The 17,300-nt window shown below is 71.2% G+C and carries 17 protein-coding genes; 9 read left to right on the top strand and 8 right to left on the bottom strand.

The features are described 5' to 3' along the window. Positions 1–81: 81 nt before the first annotated feature. Together OG407_RS08840 and OG407_RS08835 are read right to left on the bottom strand one after the other, a co-directional pair. Positions 82–1,047, bottom strand: a complete 966-nt coding sequence (locus OG407_RS08840) for an electron transfer flavoprotein subunit alpha/FixB family protein (RefSeq protein WP_405856672.1) — start codon at positions 1,045–1,047, stop codon at positions 82–84. A 73-nt stretch (positions 1,048–1,120) separates the two neighbouring features. Then, on the bottom strand, positions 1,121–1,882 hold the full coding sequence (locus tag OG407_RS08835; protein WP_405856670.1) for an electron transfer flavoprotein subunit beta/FixA family protein: 762 nt from the start codon (positions 1,880–1,882) through the stop codon (positions 1,121–1,123). 163 nt (positions 1,883–2,045) lie between these two features. Between OG407_RS08835 and OG407_RS08830 the strand changes: the two genes are divergently transcribed. Genes OG407_RS08830 through OG407_RS08800 form a run of 7 tightly spaced genes read left to right on the top strand, consistent with a single transcriptional unit; the run spans position 2,046 to position 8,950 of the window. Beyond that, positions 2,046–3,368 (top strand): phenylacetate--CoA ligase family protein, encoded by a 1,323-nt coding sequence (locus OG407_RS08830; protein WP_405856668.1) that lies wholly within the window; start codon positions 2,046–2,048, stop codon positions 3,366–3,368. Then, on the top strand, positions 3,368–4,099 hold the full coding sequence (locus OG407_RS08825; protein WP_405856666.1) for a hypothetical protein: 732 nt from the start codon (positions 3,368–3,370) through the stop codon (positions 4,097–4,099). Before OG407_RS08830 ends, OG407_RS08825 begins: the two co-directional genes overlap by 1 nt. A gap of 2 nt (positions 4,100–4,101) precedes the next feature. Continuing rightward, on the top strand, positions 4,102–5,013 hold the full coding sequence (locus tag OG407_RS08820) for an SDR family oxidoreductase (RefSeq protein WP_405856664.1): 912 nt from the start codon (positions 4,102–4,104) through the stop codon (positions 5,011–5,013). Between the two features lie 4 nt (positions 5,014–5,017). Continuing rightward, a complete protein-coding gene (locus tag OG407_RS08815) occupies positions 5,018–5,461 on the top strand; it encodes a Zn-ribbon domain-containing OB-fold protein (protein WP_405856662.1) in 444 nt (147 codons plus the stop codon). Further along, positions 5,458–6,606 (top strand): thiolase family protein, encoded by a 1,149-nt coding sequence (locus tag OG407_RS08810; RefSeq protein ID WP_405856660.1) that lies wholly within the window; start codon positions 5,458–5,460, stop codon positions 6,604–6,606. Before OG407_RS08815 ends, OG407_RS08810 begins: the two co-directional genes overlap by 4 nt. A gap of 11 nt (positions 6,607–6,617) precedes the next feature. Then, on the top strand, positions 6,618–7,838 hold the full coding sequence (locus OG407_RS08805) for an acyl-CoA dehydrogenase family protein (RefSeq protein WP_405856658.1): 1,221 nt from the start codon (positions 6,618–6,620) through the stop codon (positions 7,836–7,838). Beyond that, entirely contained in the window at positions 7,835–8,950 is a 1,116-nt protein-coding gene (locus tag OG407_RS08800; RefSeq protein ID WP_405856656.1) for an acyl-CoA dehydrogenase family protein, read from the top strand. Before OG407_RS08805 ends, OG407_RS08800 begins: the two co-directional genes overlap by 4 nt. A gap of 64 nt (positions 8,951–9,014) precedes the next feature. Here the strand turns inward: OG407_RS08800 and OG407_RS08795 are convergent, their stop codons facing one another. From OG407_RS08795 to OG407_RS08770, 6 genes are read right to left on the bottom strand one after another with little or no spacing between them, the layout of a single operon-like run. Continuing rightward, on the bottom strand, positions 9,015–10,172 hold the full coding sequence (locus OG407_RS08795) for an acyl-CoA dehydrogenase family protein (RefSeq protein WP_405856654.1): 1,158 nt from the start codon (positions 10,170–10,172) through the stop codon (positions 9,015–9,017). Positions 10,173–10,200: 28 nt separating this feature from the next. After that, positions 10,201–10,725, bottom strand: a complete 525-nt coding sequence (locus OG407_RS08790) for a DoxX family protein (RefSeq protein WP_405856652.1) — start codon at positions 10,723–10,725, stop codon at positions 10,201–10,203. After that, positions 10,722–11,633: an SDR family NAD(P)-dependent oxidoreductase gene (locus tag OG407_RS08785; RefSeq protein WP_405856650.1), complete on the bottom strand. Its 912-nt coding sequence runs from the start codon at positions 11,631–11,633 to the stop codon at positions 10,722–10,724. The genes OG407_RS08790 and OG407_RS08785 overlap by 4 nt, the downstream gene beginning before the upstream one ends. 4 nt (positions 11,634–11,637) lie before the next feature. Beyond that, on the bottom strand, positions 11,638–12,804 hold the full coding sequence (locus OG407_RS08780) for a CaiB/BaiF CoA transferase family protein (protein WP_405856648.1): 1,167 nt from the start codon (positions 12,802–12,804) through the stop codon (positions 11,638–11,640). Positions 12,805–12,845: 41 nt separating this feature from the next. Further along, a complete protein-coding gene (locus OG407_RS08775) occupies positions 12,846–13,625 on the bottom strand; it encodes an enoyl-CoA hydratase/isomerase family protein (RefSeq protein WP_405856646.1) in 780 nt (259 codons plus the stop codon). A gap of 1 nt (position 13,626) precedes the next feature. Next, a complete protein-coding gene (locus tag OG407_RS08770) occupies positions 13,627–14,382 on the bottom strand; it encodes an SDR family NAD(P)-dependent oxidoreductase (protein ID WP_405856644.1) in 756 nt (251 codons plus the stop codon). Positions 14,383–14,467: 85 nt separating this feature from the next. Between OG407_RS08770 and OG407_RS08765 the strand changes: the two genes are divergently transcribed. After that, positions 14,468–15,610, top strand: coding sequence for an acyl-CoA dehydrogenase family protein (locus tag OG407_RS08765; RefSeq protein WP_405856643.1), 1,143 nt, complete (start codon positions 14,468–14,470; stop codon positions 15,608–15,610). A gap of 113 nt (positions 15,611–15,723) precedes the next feature. Continuing rightward, positions 15,724–17,298 carry an AMP-binding protein gene (locus OG407_RS08760; RefSeq protein ID WP_405856641.1) on the top strand — a complete coding sequence of 525 codons (1,575 nt, stop codon included), beginning with the start codon at positions 15,724–15,726 and terminating at the stop codon, positions 17,296–17,298. Positions 17,299–17,300 lie beyond the last annotated feature (2 nt).

Genomic DNA, 17,300 nt, shown 5'->3' with positions numbered 1-17,300 from the left:
TAGTGGTATTGGTCGCCCAGTGGAAGGCCGGGCGGGGGCGGAGATCGCGGGCAGGCCGGAGATCGCAGGCAGGGCCGGAGATCAGCTCCGCCGCCGCTCGATCTCCTCCACCAGCTGCGGGAGCACCTGGAAGAGGTCCCCTACGACGCCGTAGTCGGCGAGTTCGAAGATGGGGGCGTCCGCGTCCTTGTTGACGGCGACGATGGTCTTGGAGGTCTGCATGCCGGCGCGGTGCTGGATCGCCCCGGAGATGCCGGCCGCGAGGTAGAGCTGCGGGGAGACCTGGGTGCCGGTCTGGCCGACCTGGTGGCTGTGCGGGTACCAGCCCGCGTCGACGGCGGCCCGGGACGCGCCGACCGCCGCGCCCAGGGTGTCGGCGACGCGCTCGATCACGGCGAAGTTCTCGGCGCCGTTCACGCCGCGCCCGCCGGAGACGACGATGTCGGCCTCGGCCAGTTCGGGCCGGTCACCGCGCTCGCGGGGTGTGCGGGACAGGACCTGTACGGCGGCAGCGGCCGGGCCGAAAATCACGTCCCACTTCTCCAACTCGGCTGTGACGGGGGCCGGTTCGGGTGCGGTGGCGTTCGGCTTCACCGTGATGACCGGAGCGCCGTGGGTGACGTGTGCCGTCACCTGGTAGGTCGCCGCGAACGCGGACTGCTCGGTGACCGGGCGGCCGTCCGCGCCCGCCGTGATGTCGACCGCGTCCGTGATCAGCCCCGACCCCAGCCGGAGCGCGACCCGGGCGGCGGTCTCCTTGCCGTCCGGGCTGGACGGCAGCAGGATCGCCGCCGGGGCCGTGCTGTCGGCGATCTGGGTGAGCGCGTCGACAGCCGGAGTGACGAGGAGTTCCTCGACCTCGGGTGCGTCCACGACGTAGACCTTCTGTGCGCCGTACCGGCCCAGGGTCTCGGCCGCGGCGTCCGCGCCCGGGCCCAGGAAGAGAGCCGACGGTTCGCCCAACCGGCTTGCCAGGGTGAGGAGTTCGAGGGTCGGCTTGCGGACGGCGCCGTCCAGGTGATCGACGAGTACGAGGATCTCGGCCACGGTGCTGGGCTCCTTGGGGCGGTCGGACGAACGTGCCGGTCGGACGAACGTGTCGGTCAGGCGAACGTGCCGGTCAGGCGAACTTCTTGGCGGTGAGGAACGCGGCCAGCCCGATGCCGCCCGTCCCGTCGTCGGAGACGAGTTCTCCCTTGGTGCGCGGCGGACGCCTGGTCGCGGTGTCCACCGCCGACCGTGCGGCCGTACGGCCGACCTGCCCGGCGCCGATCCCGAGGTCGGCGAGGCCGAGGGTCTCCAGGGGCTTCTTCTTCGCGGCCATGATCCCCTTGAAGGAGGGGTAACGGGCGTCGCCGGAACGGTCGGTGACCGACACGACGGCCGGCAGGCCGCCCCGCACTCGCACGGTCGCGGTGTCGCCCTCGCGCCGGCCGGTCACCGTGCCGTCCTCGACGGTCAGTTCCTCGATGTGGGTGACGGCCGGGACGCCGAGCCGTTCCGCGAGCAGCGCCGGTACGACGCCCGCGCCGCCGTCCGTCGAGGCCATCCCGCACAGCACGAGATCGAAGCCGTGCCGTTGGATCGCCCCGGCCAGCACGAGCGAGGTGGCGAACACGTCACTGCCCTCGATGTCCTCGTCGGCCACGTGCACCGCCGAGTCGCCGCCCATGGCGAGCGCCTTGCGCAGGGCGTCCTTCGCGTCGTCCGGGCCGACGGTGAGGTAGCAGATCTCCACGTCCGGGCCCGACTCCGCGATCCGCAGGGCCTGTTCGACCGCGTACTCGTCGAGTTCGGACAGCAGCGAGTCGACCGACGCCCGGTCGGTGGTGCCGTCCTCGGTGAAGGTGCGGTCCGCCGTGGCGTCGGGCACGTGCTTCACGCAGACAACGATCTTCACATCGCCCTCCCGAGGCTCTAATGAGTGCTAATAGTTAACTATATGAATCGAGCGAACGCGAGAGTTCACCGAGATTCAGTCGAATTAGTTGACTGATTGCGCTGATAGCTGGAAGATCTGGGCAGCTGAGCCGCGAGGAGGCGTCATGGCCGGGGACAGGGACACCGCTGACAGGTACTTCGAGCCACAGGTGGAGACCATGGCCCGGGACCAGCTGCGGGCACGGCAGGAAGAGCGGGTGGTGGAACTCGTCGAGTACGCCTACGCCAACTCCGCCTTCTACCGGGCGCTCTGGGACGAGCACGGGGTGCACCCGCGCGACGTCCGGACCCTGGACGACTTCCGGGCCCGTATCCCGTTCATCACCAAGGACATGGTGCGCGCCCACCGGGCCCGCACCGGCGACCCCTTCGGAGGGCTGCTCTGCGTCCCGACCGAGGAGCTGACCTCCGTCTCCTCCAGCTCGGGCACCACCGGCGACCCGGAGTTCTTCGCCGAGATCTGGGAGGGCGCGCCGCCCCTGGTCACCGCTCAGGTGCGTGACCTGTGGGAACTCGGGCTCAGGCCCGGGGACCGGGTACTGAGCCCACCCGGCACCTTCCGCAACCTCATGGACGCCGGCTTCCAGGCGCTGGGTGCGGTGGTCATCGAGGTGGACACCTGGATGGGGAACATGCCCGAGGTCGTCGAGGCCCTGCGCACCTACCGGCCGGCCTACCTCCAGATGATGTATCCGCAGATGGTGGAGCTGGAGCACCTGGCCGACACGACGGATCTCAAGGAGGCGTTCTCCTCCCTCAAGGGCGCCTCCTGCGCCGGGCAGCCCCTCAGCCGGAAGATGCGCGAGCGGATCCGCGAGGACTGGGGCATCGACGTCTATGAGTACACCAGCGCCGCCGACACCGGCACCGCCTGGGAGTGCCGCGAACACGACGGCTTCCATCTCTGGGAGGACACCGTCTTCGCGGAGTGCGTCGAGGTCGACGAGCACGGCTGGCGCGACGCGGCGGAGGGCGACCTCGGCGAACTCGTCGCCACCGACCTCGACAACCGGGCCGCGCCGCTGATCCGTTACCGCAGCGAGGACCTCGTCCGCCTCTCCCGCGACCGCTGCGGCTGCGGGCGCACCCACGCCCGGATGTGGGTGGCCGGCCGGCGCGGCGACGAGACCCTGGTCCAGGGGCGTTCCGTGGTCCTGCGCGACATCTGGCAGGCGGTCGAGGACCAGCCCGAGACCGTGGCCGGCGTCTTCCAGATCGTCCGCGCCGGACGCGAGGTCGACGAACTGCGCCTGCGCGTCGGCTACGACCCCCGTCTCACCGGCGACGTCGACGCCCTGGCCGGACGCCTGGGCGAGGCCGTGCGGGAGCGGACCGGCGTCAAGCCGGTGCTCGACATGCGCACCGAGGAGGACCTGATGAAGACCATGACCAGTGTCGCCAAGTTCCCCCGGGTGGTGAAGAGTTGATGGCCCGCGCCGACACCCTCGCCCGGGCCCGCACCCTCGACCGGCCCGAACTCGCCTACCTCGTCCGCTTCCCCGCCTCCGAGGGCATCCGGGACGTGGAACTGACCTGGGCGGAACTCGCCCGCGACACCGACTGGGTGACCGCCCGCTTCCGGGACCACGGACTGGCCGCCGGACAGCGGGCGTTGCTGACCACCTCCGGTTTCGAGGGCTTCTGGGGCCACGCGGTGATCGGTGCCCTGCGCACCCTGAAGGTGACCTACGGCATCGCCGAGGCGATGGGCTGGGACCACCGCAGGACCGCGGTCTTCCACCGCGAACTCGACCCGCACGCGGTCATCGGCCTGTCGGCCGAGACCCTGGAGGGGCTGGCCGGTGCGGCCGACGTCGGTGAGATGTTCCGGACGACGCCGGTCGTGCTGGCCCGGCCCGCCGCCGTACCGGTGCTGCGCGGGGTGGGCGTGTCCGCCGCCCTGATCGCGACCGTGGGACCGGCCCTCGCGCTGGAGTGCCCCGAGCGGGCCGGCGCACACGTCAACGCGGCCGAGTGGCGGGTCGGCGCGCGGGACGGACAGCTGTCCGTGGCGGCGGGGGACGAGCGCACCTCGGAGCTTCCCGAGACCCCGCTCGGCATACCCGGCCGCGTGATCACCGGCCGCTGCGCCTGCGGCAGCGAGGACCCGCGGGTCCAGTTCGCCGAGGCCAACCAGTCACCGTCATCGAGGAGTTGAGGATGTCCGAAGGAGTGGTCGACGGCCGGGTCGTGGTCGTCACCGGAGCCGGCAACGGGATCGGCCGGGCACACGCCCTGGCGTTCGCCGCGCACGGCGCGAAGGTCGTCGTCAACGACCTGGGCGGCGCGCGCGACGGCGGAGGCGCCTCGGCCGGACCGGCCCAGACCGTGGTCGACGAGATCGTCGCGGCCGGCGGCGAGGCGGTGGCCAACACGGACGACATCTCCGCCTGGGACGGCGCCGGCCGGCTGGTCCGGCAGGCCGTCGACACCTACGGCGGCCTGGACGTGCTGGTCAACAACGCCGGCATCCTGCGGGACCGGATGATCGTGTCGATGACCGAGCGGGACTGGGACAGCGTGATCGCCGTCCACCTCAAGGGCAGCTTCGCCACCCTCCACCACGCCGCCGCGTACTGGCGCGAGCGCGCCAAGTCCGGTCACGACAACGACGCCCGGGTGATCAACACGACCTCCCCGTCCGGCATCTTCGGCAACCCCGGCCAGTCGAACTACGGCTCGGCCAAGGCCGGCATCGCGAGCCTCACCGTCATCGCCGCCGCCGAACTCGCCCGCTACGGCGTGACGGTGAACGCCATCGCGCCCACCGCGCTCACCCGGCTCACCGAGGACATCGCGATGATGAGACAGGCCGCCGAGGCCCAGGACCTCACCCCCGAAGCGATCTCACCGCTCGTCGTGTGGCTCGGCTCGGCCGCCTCCCGCGAGGTCACCGGCCGGGTCTTCGGCGTCGTCGGCAACCGCGTCACCGTCCTCGAAGGCTGGGCCAACGGACCCGGCGCGAGCGCGGAGTCGCGCTGGACACCGGAGGAACTGACCTCGGTCGTCCCCAACTTGGTGGCCAAGGCGGCTCCGAACGCCGATGCCCTGGGCAACCGGAACGGGGCATGAAGACATGACGACCACTCAAATACCGGTCACCGAGGGCCTGTTCACCTGGCCACCCGACGAGAGCACGCCCCTGCGGCTCATCGGCTCCGAGTGCGCGGCCTGCGGACTGGTGAGCTTCCCCGCCGCCGCGGACTGCGTCCGGTGCGCGAGCACGGAGTCCAAGGAACGGCTCCTGGCGGACCGCGGGACGCTCTGGACGTACACCACCCAGGACTTCCGCCCGCCGTCCCCGCCGTACGACGGCCCCGAGGCCTTCGAGCCGTACGCGGTCGGCTACATCGAAATCCCCGGCGAGCTGCTGGTCGAGGCCCGCCTCACCGAACCCGACCCGGACAAGCTGCGGATCGGGCAGGAGATGCGGCTGACGCTCGTGCCGTACCGCGTGCAGGACGACGGCACCGAGGTCATGACGTTCGCGTTCGCCCCGGCCGAGGAGGAGACACCGTGACCGAGGCCGTCATCATCGGCGTGGGGCTCCACCCCTTCGGCCGGTTCCCCGGAAAGCCCGCACTGGACATGGGCGCGGACGCGGTACGGCTCGCGCTCGCCGACGCCGGCGTCAACTGGCCGCAGATCCAGGGCGGTTGCATCGGCAGCTACGAGGTCGCCAACCCGGACGCGATCGTCGCCCGGCTCGGCCTGACCGGCGTACCCCTGCGCGGGGTGTTCAACGGCTGTGCCACGGCCGGTACTTCGGTGGCGCTGGCCGCCCGCGCGATCGAGACCGGTGAGCACGACCTGACCATCGCGATCGGCCTGGACAAGCACCCGCGCGGCGCGTTCGCCGCCGACCCGTCCGTGGCCGGCCTCCCCTCCTGGTACGGGCAGACCGGCCTCTTCCTCACCACCCACTTCTTCGGCATGAAGATCAACCGCTACATGCACGACCACGGCATCTCCCACGAGACCCTGGCACGCGTCGCGTCCAAGAACTTCGGCAACGCGGCCCGGAACGAGAAGGCCTGGCGCCGAACTCCCCTGTCCGTGGAGGAGATTCTGGCCTCGCCCGTGCTCAACCACCCCCTCCGCCAGTACATGTACTGCGGCCCGGACGAGGGAGCGGCGGCCCTCGTGCTGTGCCGGGCCGACCAGGCCCACAAGTACACCGGGAAACCGATACGGATCCGGTCCACCGCCCTGCGCAGCCGCCGGCTCGGCGCCTTCGAGGTGCAGAGCCCGTCCTTCCCGGTGGGCGAGGTCGTCGCGAGCCCGACCGTGGACGCCTCGCGGGAGGCCTACGAACGCGCGGGCATCGGACCCGAGGACGTCGACGTCGCCCAGCTCCAGGACACCGACGCCGGATCGGAGGTCATCCACATGGCCGAGAACGGCCTCTGCAAGGACGGCGAGCAGGAACGCCTCATCGCCGAGGGCGCCACCGAGATCGGCGGCAGACTTCCGGTCAACACCGACGGCGGACTCCTCGGCAACGGCGAACCGATCGGCGCGTCCGGACTGCGCCAGATCCACGAGATCGTCCTCCAGCTGCGCGGCACGGCGGGAGACCGACAGATCCCCGGCACCCCGCACGTCGGCTACACCCACCTGTACGGCGCGCCGGGCGTGTCGGCGGTTACGATCCTGAGCACCTGAGGGCAGCGGACATGGCAGACGACATGCAGGACTTCGCGGCCGAGGCACGCGCCTTCCTCGACGCCCACGCGGCCAAGGCCCCCGACCGCACCGCCCCCACCTGGGGCGAGGGCGACGACTCGATGGCCTACTTCAGCAGCCTCCCGCCCGAGGCGGAACGGGAGCACGTACAGCGGGCCCGCGACTGGCAGCGCGTCCGCTACGAGCACGGCTTCGGCTGGATCACCGGCCCGGTGGAGTACGGCGGCCGGGGCCTGACCCCCGTCCACGACCTGCTCTACGACGCCGTCGAGTCCGAGTACGACGTCGCCGACACCGGGGTGCTCAGCGTGATCGGCCTCGGCATGATCGGACCGACGATCCTCGCCCACGCCCAACCTACCGTCAAGGAACGGTGGTTGACCGCGATGTACCGCGGGGACGCCATCGCCTGCCAGCTGTTCAGCGAACCCGGCGCGGGCTCCGACCTGGCGAGCGTCGCCACCCGGGCGGTCCGGGAGGGCGACGATTGGGTGCTCAACGGCCAGAAGGTGTGGACCTCGGTCGCCCAGCACAGCCAGATCGGCCTCGCCCTCACCCGCACGAACCCGGACGCGCCCAAGCACCGAGGGATCACGGCCTTCTTGGTCCCCATGGACGCCCCCGGCGTAGAGGTCAGGCCGCTGCGGCAGATGACCGGCGGCGCCGACTTCAACGAGGTCTTCCTCACCGACGTCCGCATCCCCGACGGCCACCGGCTCGGCGAGGTCGACGGCGGCTGGACGGTCGCCCTGACCACCCTGATGAACGAGCGCGCGACCGTCGGCAGCGAGGGCGTGGGCCCGGTGGCCGCCGCGCTGTCCCCGGACCACCTCTCGGCCCTGATGCGCGCCACCTGGACCTGGGACGACCGCGCCCTGCGCGCCCGGCTCGCGGAACTCCTGGTGGACGCCCTCGCCACCCGGCACCTCAACACCCGTGCCCTGCGCACCCTGCGCGCCGGCGGCACACCGGGCCCCGAGATGTCCGTCTCGAAGCTGATGTACGGCCAGAACCTCACCCGCGCCGCACACTTCGTGTCCGACGTGCTCGGACCCCGGATCATCGCCGACACCGGGCAGTGGGGCACCTACGCCTGGTCCGAACTCCTTCTCGCCACCCCGGCGTTGCGCATTCTCGGCGGCACCGAGGAGATCATGAAGAACATCCTCGCGGAACGTGTCCTCGGACTGCCCAAGGAGGTGCGGTCATGACCGCCGACGAGACCGGCTTGCGCGAACTGCGGGCGTCCGTAAGGGAGTTCCTGGAAGCCAAGTCGCCCGAGGAAGCCGTGCGCAAGCTCATGGAGAGCGAGCCGCGCTTCGACCCGGCGGTGTGGGCGCAGGCGGCCGACCAACTGCGGCTGCCGGGCCTGGTGATCCCCGAGGAGTACGGCGGTGACGGCTTCGGCCTCGTCGAACTCGGCGTCGTACTGGAGGAGATGGGCCGCGCCCTGCTGTGCGCACCCTTCTTCGCGACCGTCGTGCTCGCGACCCAGACCCTGCTCGCCGCCGGCGACCGGGAGGCCTGCGCACGTCACCTCCCCGGCATCGCGACCGGCCGGACGACGGCCGCCCTCGCGGTCGCCGAGGACAGCGGATCCTGGGACCTCGCCCTGATCTCCGCACGCGCCGTGCCGGACGGGGACGGCGCCTGGAAACTGACCGGCCGCAAGTCCTTCGTCATCGACGGTACGACCGCCGATCTGCTCCTTGTCGTCGCCCGCACCGTCGCCGGCCCCTCGCTCTTCGCCGTGGACCGGGACTCCTCGGGACTGGCGGCCGTATCGATGGAGACCCTGGACGGCACCCGGGCCATGGCCCGGCTGACGCTCGACGCGGTGCCCGCCACGCTCGTCGGCGCGGACGGGGCGGCCGGGCGGACCATGGCCAAGGTGCTGGACATCGCGTCGGTCGCCCTCGCCGCCGAACAGTCGGGCGGGGCCCGCAGGTGCCTGGAGGCGAGCGCCGAACACGCCCGCACCCGGCACCAGTTCGGCCGGCCGATCGGCTCCTTCCAGGCGGTCAAGCACAAGTGCGCGGACATGCTCGTCCAGGTGGAACTGGCCGAGGCCGCCTCGCGGGAGGCGGCACGGCTGGCCGACGAGGGCTCCGCGGAGTTCCCGGTCGCCGCGGCCGTGGCGCACGCGTGCTGCTCACGGGCGTACATGTTCGCGGCCATGGAGAACATCCAGGTCCACGGCGGCATCGGCTTCACCTGGGAGCACCCGGCGCATCTGTACTTCCGGCGGGCGAAGTCCTCGCAGCTGTTGTTCGGCGGCCCGGCCGTGTACCACGAGCGGCTGCTGGACCGGCTCGGGATCTGAGCCGAGGAGCGCACGACGACGAAGGCCCCGGGTCGCCCCGGGGCCTTCGTCTCGTCGGTGCCGGTCAGCCCCGGGCCGCCTCGCCCAGCAGTGCCTTCGCGATGATGACCTGCTGGATCTGGCTCGTGCCCTCGTAGATGCGGAAGAGTCGGGCGTCGCGGTAGAAGCGCTCGACGGCGACCCCGCGCATGTAGCCCGCGCCGCCGTGGACCTGGACCGCGCGGTCCGCGACCCGCCACACCATCTCGCTGGCGAAGTACTTCGTGCAGGACGGGCCGATCTTGGTGTCCGTCCCCGCGTCGAACGCGCGGGCTGCCTCCAGGACCGTGGCGCGGCCGGCGTAGTAGTCGGTCATGGAGTCGGCGATCAGGCCCTGCACGAGCTGGAAGGAGCCGATGAGCTTCCCGGACTGGCGGCGGGTGCGGGCGTACTCCACGGACTCGTCCACGAGCCGCTCGGCCATGCCCACGCACAGGGACGAGATGTGCACCCGGCCGTGCGCGATGCAGCCCATCGCCGTGCCGAAGCCCCGGTTCAGACCGGACTCGCCGCCGACGAGGGCGGACGCCGGTACGCGGACATTGTCGAAGTACACGTCCGCGGTCCAGGCGCCGAACTGGCCCATCTTGTGGTCCTTGGGAGCCACGGTGAGGCCCGGGGTGCCGGCCGGGACCAGGAAGGTCGAGATGCCCCGGGTGCGCGGGGCATCGGGGTCCGTGCGGGCGAAGACCATGAAGACGTCGGCGAGCGGGGCGTTGGTGATGTACCGCTTCGCGCCGTTGATCACCCAGTCGTCGCCGTCCGGATGAGCCCTGGTGGTCAGGGTCGAGGGATCGGAACCCGACTCCGCCTCGGTGAGCGCGAACGACGCCAGGACTTCGCCCGAGGCGATCCTCGGCAGCCACTCCGCCTTCTGCTCTTCCGTTCCCCCGACCATCAGGACGTGCCCGGCGATGCCGTTGTTGGTCCCGAACATCGAGCGCAGGGACGGGGTGGTGTACCCCAGCTCGAACATCAACTGGGCCTCCTCGTACATCGACAGCCCCAGCCCGCCGTACTCCTCGGGCAGCGCGAAGCCGAACAGGCCCATCTTCTTGGCCGCCTCGCGGATCTCCGCGGGCATCTCGTCCTTCTCGTCGATCTCCGCCTCCAGCGGCACGACGCGTTCGCGCACGAAGCGCCGGACCTCGGACAGCACCGCGCTGAAGTCAGCCGCGTCCATGTCGACTCCCTTGTTGCCCTAAGTGATCTCAGTCAGCTGTTTCTGTCTCGTCCGGCTTCCGCTCCGGCCGGTAGCACGCGGCCAGCAGCGCGGCGGCGCTCGCCGTGCCGACCCCCAGGGCCAGCAACGCGAGCCCCGCGCCCGTGCGTTGGCGGCGCAGCACTCCGTCCAGCGAGTACCTGCCGGGGCCCAGCGCGGCCAGTGCGACGGCCGCGCCGCCCACGACACCGACGTACTCCCAGCCGCCCTTGAAGACGAAGAAACCCTTGCCGCGATGGTCGGTTCGGGCCGCCACGGTCATCAGGCCGACGGCCGCCGCCGCCGGGAGGGGATTGGCCGCGCCGAGCGTGATCCCCATGCCGGCCGCCATCTCCGTCCCGGCGGCCATCCGGGCATGCACCTCGGCGGGCCGTAGTCCGAGCGCCTCGAACCAGCCCGTCGTGCCCTTGAGCCCGCCCGGCCCCGCGACCTTGTTCCAGCCGTGCGCGAAGAGCATCGGGCCGAGCGTCGCCCGCAGGACGAGCGCGGCGACGTCGTGGCCCGGCGCCTTCACTGGCCGACCCCCGTGGCCCGCCCCGCAGGGGCGACACCGTACAACTGCGGTACGGCGTCCACGAGTTCGTCGTAGGTGAGGGCCCCGCCCGACCGGCTGGGGTGGACGGCGGCGACGGTCCAGCCCTGCAACCTGTTCAGCCGGTCGCCCTCGATGCGCAGGACCTGGCCGGTCAGCCAGGCCGCGCTGTCGGAGGCCAGGTAGACGACGACACCCGAGGCGTTGGCGGGGTCGCGCGGATCGAAGCCGTCGACGGCCCGCAGCGATTCGCCGACGGACAGGCCGTCCGTCATCCGTGTGGCCGCGATCGGCGAGATGGCGTTCGCGGTGACACCGTACTTGCGCATCTCCAGGGCGGTGAGGACGGTGAGCCCTGCGATTCCGGCCTTCGCGGCACCGTAGTTGGACTGCCCCTGGTTGCCGAACAGGCCTGTCCCCGACGTGGTGTTGATGACGCGGCCGGTGACGCGCTCACCCCGTTTCGACGCCTCGCGCCAGTACGCGCACGCGTGCCGGGTCAGCGCGAAGGTGCCCTTGAGATGGACCGCGATCACGGCGTCGAACTCGGCCTCGGTCATCGAGAACAGCATGCGGTCGCGCACGATCCCCGCGTTGTTCACGACGATGTCCAGGCGCCCGAACTCCGCGACCGTGTCCGCGACCATGGTCTCGGTCGCCGCCCAGTCCGTCACCGACGCGTGGTTGGCGACCGCCTGCCCGCCCAGCTTGGTGATCTCGGCGACCACCTCGTCGGCGGGGGAGTCGCCGGTGCTCTCGCCGTGCACGCCGGAGCCGAGGTCGTTCACCACCACGGTCGCGCCGGCCTCGGCCAGCGCCAGACAGTGCGCCCGGCCAAGACCCCGGCCACCGCCCGTCACGACGGCGACCTTGTCGTCGAGGATGCCCACCTGTCTACCTCCCGGTTGTGTCGAGTTCGCGGAGTACGTCGTCGGTGTGCTCGCCGAGCGTCGGCGCACCGCTGCGCGGCTTGTCGTCAACACCCCAGAAACTGACGGGTGTTGCCACGGTCCGCAGGGGTGGCGCGTCACCCATGCCGGGCTGCTCGACGAACGCGCCGATCGCTTCTGCCTGCGGATCGGCCGACACCTCGGCGAGGGTCTGCACCGGCGCCCACCACACGCCCTCGGCGTCGAACCGCCGCGCCCATTCGTCGAGTGGCCGGCTCGCGAACTCCTCGTCGAACACGGCGATCAACTCGCGTACGTGTGCCCGCCGTTGCTTGCCCGTCGCGAACCGTTCGTCCGTCTCCAGGTCCGCGCGGCCGAGCGCCTTGACGACACCGGGCCAGTGCCGGTTGCCCTCCAGACCGACCAGCCAGAACCAGCGGTCGTCGGCGGCCCGGTAGGAGTTGTAGAGCGGGGACTCGTGCTCGGTGCGGTGCCGGGTACGGCCGCGCCTGCCGAAGAAGTTCTGCAGGGCCAGGTCGTTCCCGTTGGCGTAGGTGCCGGAGCGGAGCAGCGACACGTCCACGACGCCGCCCTCGCCGGTGCGTTCGCGGCGCAGCAGCGCGGCGAGCACGCCCGCCACCAGGTTCGCCGCGGCCGTACGGTCACCAAGTCCCGGCCGGATTCCGGGTGGTGGCTCGCCGGCCGGGTTGAGCATGGCGGCGATGCCGGGCCGCGCCCAGAAGGCGGAGACGTCGTACCCGGCCCGGTCGCGCTCCGCGCCCGTCCAGCCGTAACCGGTCAACGTGCCGACGACCAGGCGGGGATGGCGGGCGCGCAGCTCGTCCGGGGCCAGGCCCAGGCGTTCCAGCGCGCCGGGGCGGAGGTTGGTGACGAAGACGTCGGCGCGCTCCAACAGCCGCTCCAGTACGCCCTTTCCGTCCTCCGAGCGCAGATCGAGGACGATCCCTCGCTTGCCGCGGTTGTCGGTCTCGAACGGGGGCGCGCTGTCGATGTCCTGGCCGACGTGCCGGAGCGTGTAGCGGTTGGGGTCGCCGGTCGGCGCCTCCACCTTCACCACGTCCGCGCCCCAGTCCGCGAGCATGGTGGCCGCGGCCGGCGCCGCCACCCACATGCCCAGCTCGACGACCGAAATGCCCTCCAGTGGCCGCACGGCCCACCTCCCTGCTTGTTGGTGTCTCGTCGGTCCGCCCGCTACTTGCCCTGGAAGTCGCCGGGTCGGCGCTCCCGGAAGGCCTTCAGTCCCTCGGCCCGGTCCTCGGTGGAGAACAGCACCGCGACGGTCTCGCGTTCGTACGAGATCGCCGCCTCCAGGTCCATCCCGAGGCCGTAGTCGATCAGCCGCTTGCCCGCCGCGAGTGCGAGCGGGGCGCCGGCCGTCAGCCGTGCGGCCAGTGCCTCGGCGGTGCTCAACCCCTCACCGGGCTCGGCCAGTTCGTTGACCAGCCCGAGCGCGTGCGCCCGCTCGGCGTCGATCGGTTCGCCGGTGAGGATCATCTGCTTGGCGATCGCGGGCGGGATCAGACGCGGCAGCCGCTGGGTGCCGCCCGCGCCGGGGAGGACACCGAGCTTCATCTCCGGCAGCCCGAGCCGGGCGCCGCGTTCGGCCACCAACAGGTCGCAGGCGACGGCCAGTTCCAGACCGCCCCCGAAGGCGAACCCGTGGACGGCCGCGACGGAGGGCTTGGGGAAGTCCTCCAGCAGTGCGTACGCGTCCGTCAGCCGTTGCACGAAGGAACGGAACTGCCCGGGCGTTGTGAACGACTCGATCTCCCCGATGTCGGCCCCGGCCGAGAAGGCCCGGCCCGCCCCGGTCACGACCAGGGCCCGTACGTCGTCGTTGTCGCGCAGGCCGTCGAGTGCCCTGGCGAGCCGTTCGACGGTCTCGGACCCGATCGCGTTGAGCCGCCCCGGCCGGTCGAGGGTCAACACGGCGATTCTGTCGCGGAGTTCGACACGCAGCACGGTGTCCACCTCAGACCATCGTGAGTCCGCCGCTGACCGAGAGCGTCTGCCCGGTCATGTAGGCGGCGTCGTCGGACGCGAGGAAGGCCACCACACCGGCGATGTCGGCGGGCTGGGCGACGCGGCGCAGCGGGATCGCCCGTACGGTCGCGTCGTACATCTTCTGGCTGTACTCGGCGACCTGCCCGAGCAGCGCGGTGTCGGTGGGCCCGGGGCAGACGCTGTTCACGGTGATGCCGTGCCGGGCCACCTCGCGGGCCAGGGCCTTGCCGAAGGCGATGACACCGCCCTTCGTCGCGGAGTACACGACCTCGCCGGACGAGCCGACCCGGCCGGCGTCCGAGGCGATGTGGACGATCCGGCCGCCGCCCCGCTCGATCATCGGGTCGAGGACGGCCCGGGTCATCGTGATCGTCCCGCGCAGATTGACGGCGATGATCCGGTCCCAGGTCTCCTCGGCGCTGTCGACGAACCGGCCGATGACGTCGACGGCCGCGTTGTTCACCAGGACGTCCACCGGCCCGAGTTCGGCGGTCACCCGGTCCACGGCTGTGCGGACCGCCGCGCCGTCGGAGATGTCCGCGCCGACGCCCGTGGCCCGCACGCCGTACCGCTCCGCGAGCAGGCCCGCGACCTTGCCGGCCGCCTCCGCGTCCAGGTCGCAGACGGCGACCGCGGCTCCCTGGGCGGCGAGTCGGTCGGCGATCGACTCGCCGATGCCGCGGCCCGCTCCGGTGACGAGTGCCACCTTGTCCCGTACGCTCACGCGCCCTCCCTCGCCCGGCTGTCGATACAGCGCTATCGTATAACTACTTCAGCTAAATAAGCGAGATGCCTGAGCGGAGTCGAGCATGCGCCGAACGATCTTCACCGAGGAGCACGAGCAGTTCCGGGAGACCGCCCGCTCCTACTACCTGCGGGAATGCGCCCCGTACACGGAGCAGTGGGAGCGGGACGGACAGGTGAGCCGCGCCGCGTGGGCGGCGGCGGGCAAGGCCGGGCTCATCGGCTGGCAGTTCCCGGAGGAGTACGGCGGCCAGGGAATCTGGGACTTCCGCTACAACGCCATCATGGCGGAGGAGATGGCGGCCACCAGCTCGGTCGGCATCGGGCTCGGGCTGCAGAACGACGTCATACCGCCCTACCTGACGCACCTCACCACCCCTGAGCAGAAGGCCCGTTGGCTGCCCGGAGTGACCAGCGGCGAGACGATCTGCGCGCTCGCGCTGTCCGAGCCGGCCGCCGGATCCGACCTCAAGGCCATCCGCACGACCGCCCGCCGGGACGGCGACGAGTGGGTGATCGACGGGTCCAAGACCTTCATCACCAACGGCATCCTGGCCGACCTGGTCGTCGTCGCCTGCAAGACCGACCCCGACGCCGGGCACAAGGGCATCAGCCTGATCGTCGTCGAGCGGGACGCGGAGGGGTTCGAGCGCGGGCGCAAGCTGGACAAGGTCGGGATGAAGGCGCAGGACACCGCCGAACTCTTCTTCCACGAGGTCCGCGTCCCCGCCGAGAACCTCATCGGGCAGGAGAACCGCGGTTTCTACCACATGATGGGCAACCTCCCCACCGAGCGCCTCGCCATCGCCGTCTCCTCGCTGGCGGCCGCCGAGCGGGCCTACGAACTGGCGCTGGACTACGCCAAGACCCGTACGGCGTTCGGGCAGCCGATCGGGGAGTTCCAGGCCAACCGATTCGCCCTCGCCGACATCAAGGCCAGGCTGGGTGCCGCCCGCGTCTACGTCGACGGCTGCATCATGGCCCTGTTCCAGGGCGAGTTGACGCCCGAGGAGGCCGCGGCGGCCAAGTACTGGACCTCGGAGACATGCTGGCAGGTCATCGACCGCTGCATGCAGCTCTTCGGCGGCTACGGCTACGTCAACGAGTACGAGATCGCCCGGATCTGGCGCGACAGCCGGGTGCAGCGGGTGTTCGGCGGGACCTCGGAGATCATGCTGGAGATCATCGGGCGCTCACTGGGGCTCTGACATCGGGTGTACTCATTGACTACCTTGGATAAATAGGTTAGCTATTTAATCTGGATGAGTGCACGGCCGCTTCCGACTTCCGCCTCCTTCCGAAAGCCCTTGGAGTCAAGAGCATGCATTCCGCCCGCCGCCTGACGTTCGGCGACATCATCCGTGAGCACCGAAGGTCCTTCCCCGACGGCATCGCCCTCGTCGACGGCGAAGTCCGCCTGACCTGGCCGCAGTTGGACGAACGCACCAACCGCCTCGCCCAGGCCCTCACGGTCGCGGGGGTCGGCCCCGGCGACCGCGTCCTCTGGCTCGGGCAGAACTCCTTCCGCATCTGGGAGCTGCTCGGCGCCGCCGCGAAGATCGGCGCCATGGTCTGTCCCGGCTACTGGCGCTGGGCCGCCCCCGAAATGGCGTTCGCCGTCGAGGACTTCGACCCCAAGGTCGTGGTCTGGCAGGACGAGGAGATCGGCGGCACGGTCGGCAAGGCGCGGGCCGAACTGGGCAGCGACCACCGGGCGTTGTGGCTGCGGCACGACACCGAGGGACCCGGTTCCTACGAGTCCTTCCTGGCCTCGGGCTCGGCCGAGGACCCTGCCGTCGACGTCGACCCGGACTCCGCGCTCCTGGTCATCTACACCGCGGCGATCTCCGGCCGCCAGTCCGGCTCGATGCTCTCGCACCGCAACCTCCTCGCCATGGGCGCGAGTTCCGCCTGGATGGGGGACATCGGCACCGAGACCGCCTTCCTCGGCGCCGGACCGATGTTCCACATCGGCAACTACCAGTTCTGGGGCGTCCCGGCCTTCGTGCACGGCGGCAAGAACGTCGTCGTCCGCCGGGTCGTCGCCGAGGAGCTGCTCCCGCTGCTGGCGGCGGAGCGGTGCACGCACGCGTACCTGATGCCCCCGACGATCGCCCAACTCGTCGCCCTCAACAGGGAAGCGGGCCACGACCTCTCGCACCTGCGGGCCAGCGTCGCCGCCCCGCTGTGGCAGGGCACGGTCCCCACCGACACCAGCCGCTTCACCCGCAACGGCGGCGGCGAGGGCCGCGGCTACGGCCAGACCGAGGTGACCGGCTTCGCCGTGACCGGCGCCTACGGCGGCACGGGCACCGGCAACGCGGGACGGCCCGGCCCCTTCACCGCCGTACGCATCCTGGACGGCACCGGCAAGGAGTGCGAGGTCGGCCGGGCCGGTGAAATCTGCGTCCGTGGCGACCTGGTGCACCTCGGCTACTGGAACCGGCCCGAGATCAACGAGGAGCGTTTCCGCTTCGGCTGGTGGCACACCACGGACCTCGGCCGGCGCGAATCCGACGGCACGATCAGCTTCCTCGGCACCACGACCCGCATGCTCAAGTCGGCGGCGGAGAACATCTTCCCGGCCGAGGTGGAGAACTGCGTCGAGTCGCACCCGGCGGTGAAGGAGGCCGCCGTGATCGGCGTCCCGAACGAGCGCTGGGCGCAGGACGTCAAAGCGGTCGTCGTCCTCCACCCGGACGCCGAGCCGGTCACGGCCGCGGACGTCATCGAGCACTGCCGGGCGCGGATCGCCTCGTACAAGAAGCCGAAGACGGTGGAGTTCGTCGAGGCGCTGCCACGCACCAAGGACTTCGGCAAGGACTACGACATGCTCGACGAGCGCTTCGGCGGGGGCGGCTACCCCGGCGGCGACCAGCTCGGCGCGGGACGGTGACG

Origin of the sequence: Streptomyces sp. NBC_01515, assembly GCF_045040345.1 — a bacterium.
Lineage (GTDB): Bacteria > Actinomycetota > Actinomycetes > Streptomycetales > Streptomycetaceae > Streptomyces.
This window is presented reverse-complemented; position numbering and strand designations above follow the sequence as displayed.

Coding starts and splice junctions, on each gene's coding strand:
- OG407_RS08765 (WP_405856643.1), top strand. CDS start 14,468: ATGCGCCGAACGATCTTCACCGAGGAGCACGAGCAGTTCCGGGAGACC.
- OG407_RS08820 (WP_405856664.1), top strand. CDS start 4,102: ATGTCCGAAGGAGTGGTCGACGGCCGGGTCGTGGTCGTCACCGGAGCC.
- OG407_RS08800 (WP_405856656.1), top strand. CDS start 7,835: ATGACCGCCGACGAGACCGGCTTGCGCGAACTGCGGGCGTCCGTAAGG.
- OG407_RS08815 (WP_405856662.1), top strand. CDS start 5,018: ATGACGACCACTCAAATACCGGTCACCGAGGGCCTGTTCACCTGGCCA.
- OG407_RS08830 (WP_405856668.1), top strand. CDS start 2,046: ATGGCCGGGGACAGGGACACCGCTGACAGGTACTTCGAGCCACAGGTG.
- OG407_RS08825 (WP_405856666.1), top strand. CDS start 3,368: ATGGCCCGCGCCGACACCCTCGCCCGGGCCCGCACCCTCGACCGGCCC.
- OG407_RS08760 (WP_405856641.1), top strand. CDS start 15,724: ATGCATTCCGCCCGCCGCCTGACGTTCGGCGACATCATCCGTGAGCAC.
- OG407_RS08805 (WP_405856658.1), top strand. CDS start 6,618: ATGGCAGACGACATGCAGGACTTCGCGGCCGAGGCACGCGCCTTCCTC.
- OG407_RS08795 (WP_405856654.1), bottom strand. CDS start 10,172: ATGGACGCGGCTGACTTCAGCGCGGTGCTGTCCGAGGTCCGGCGCTTC.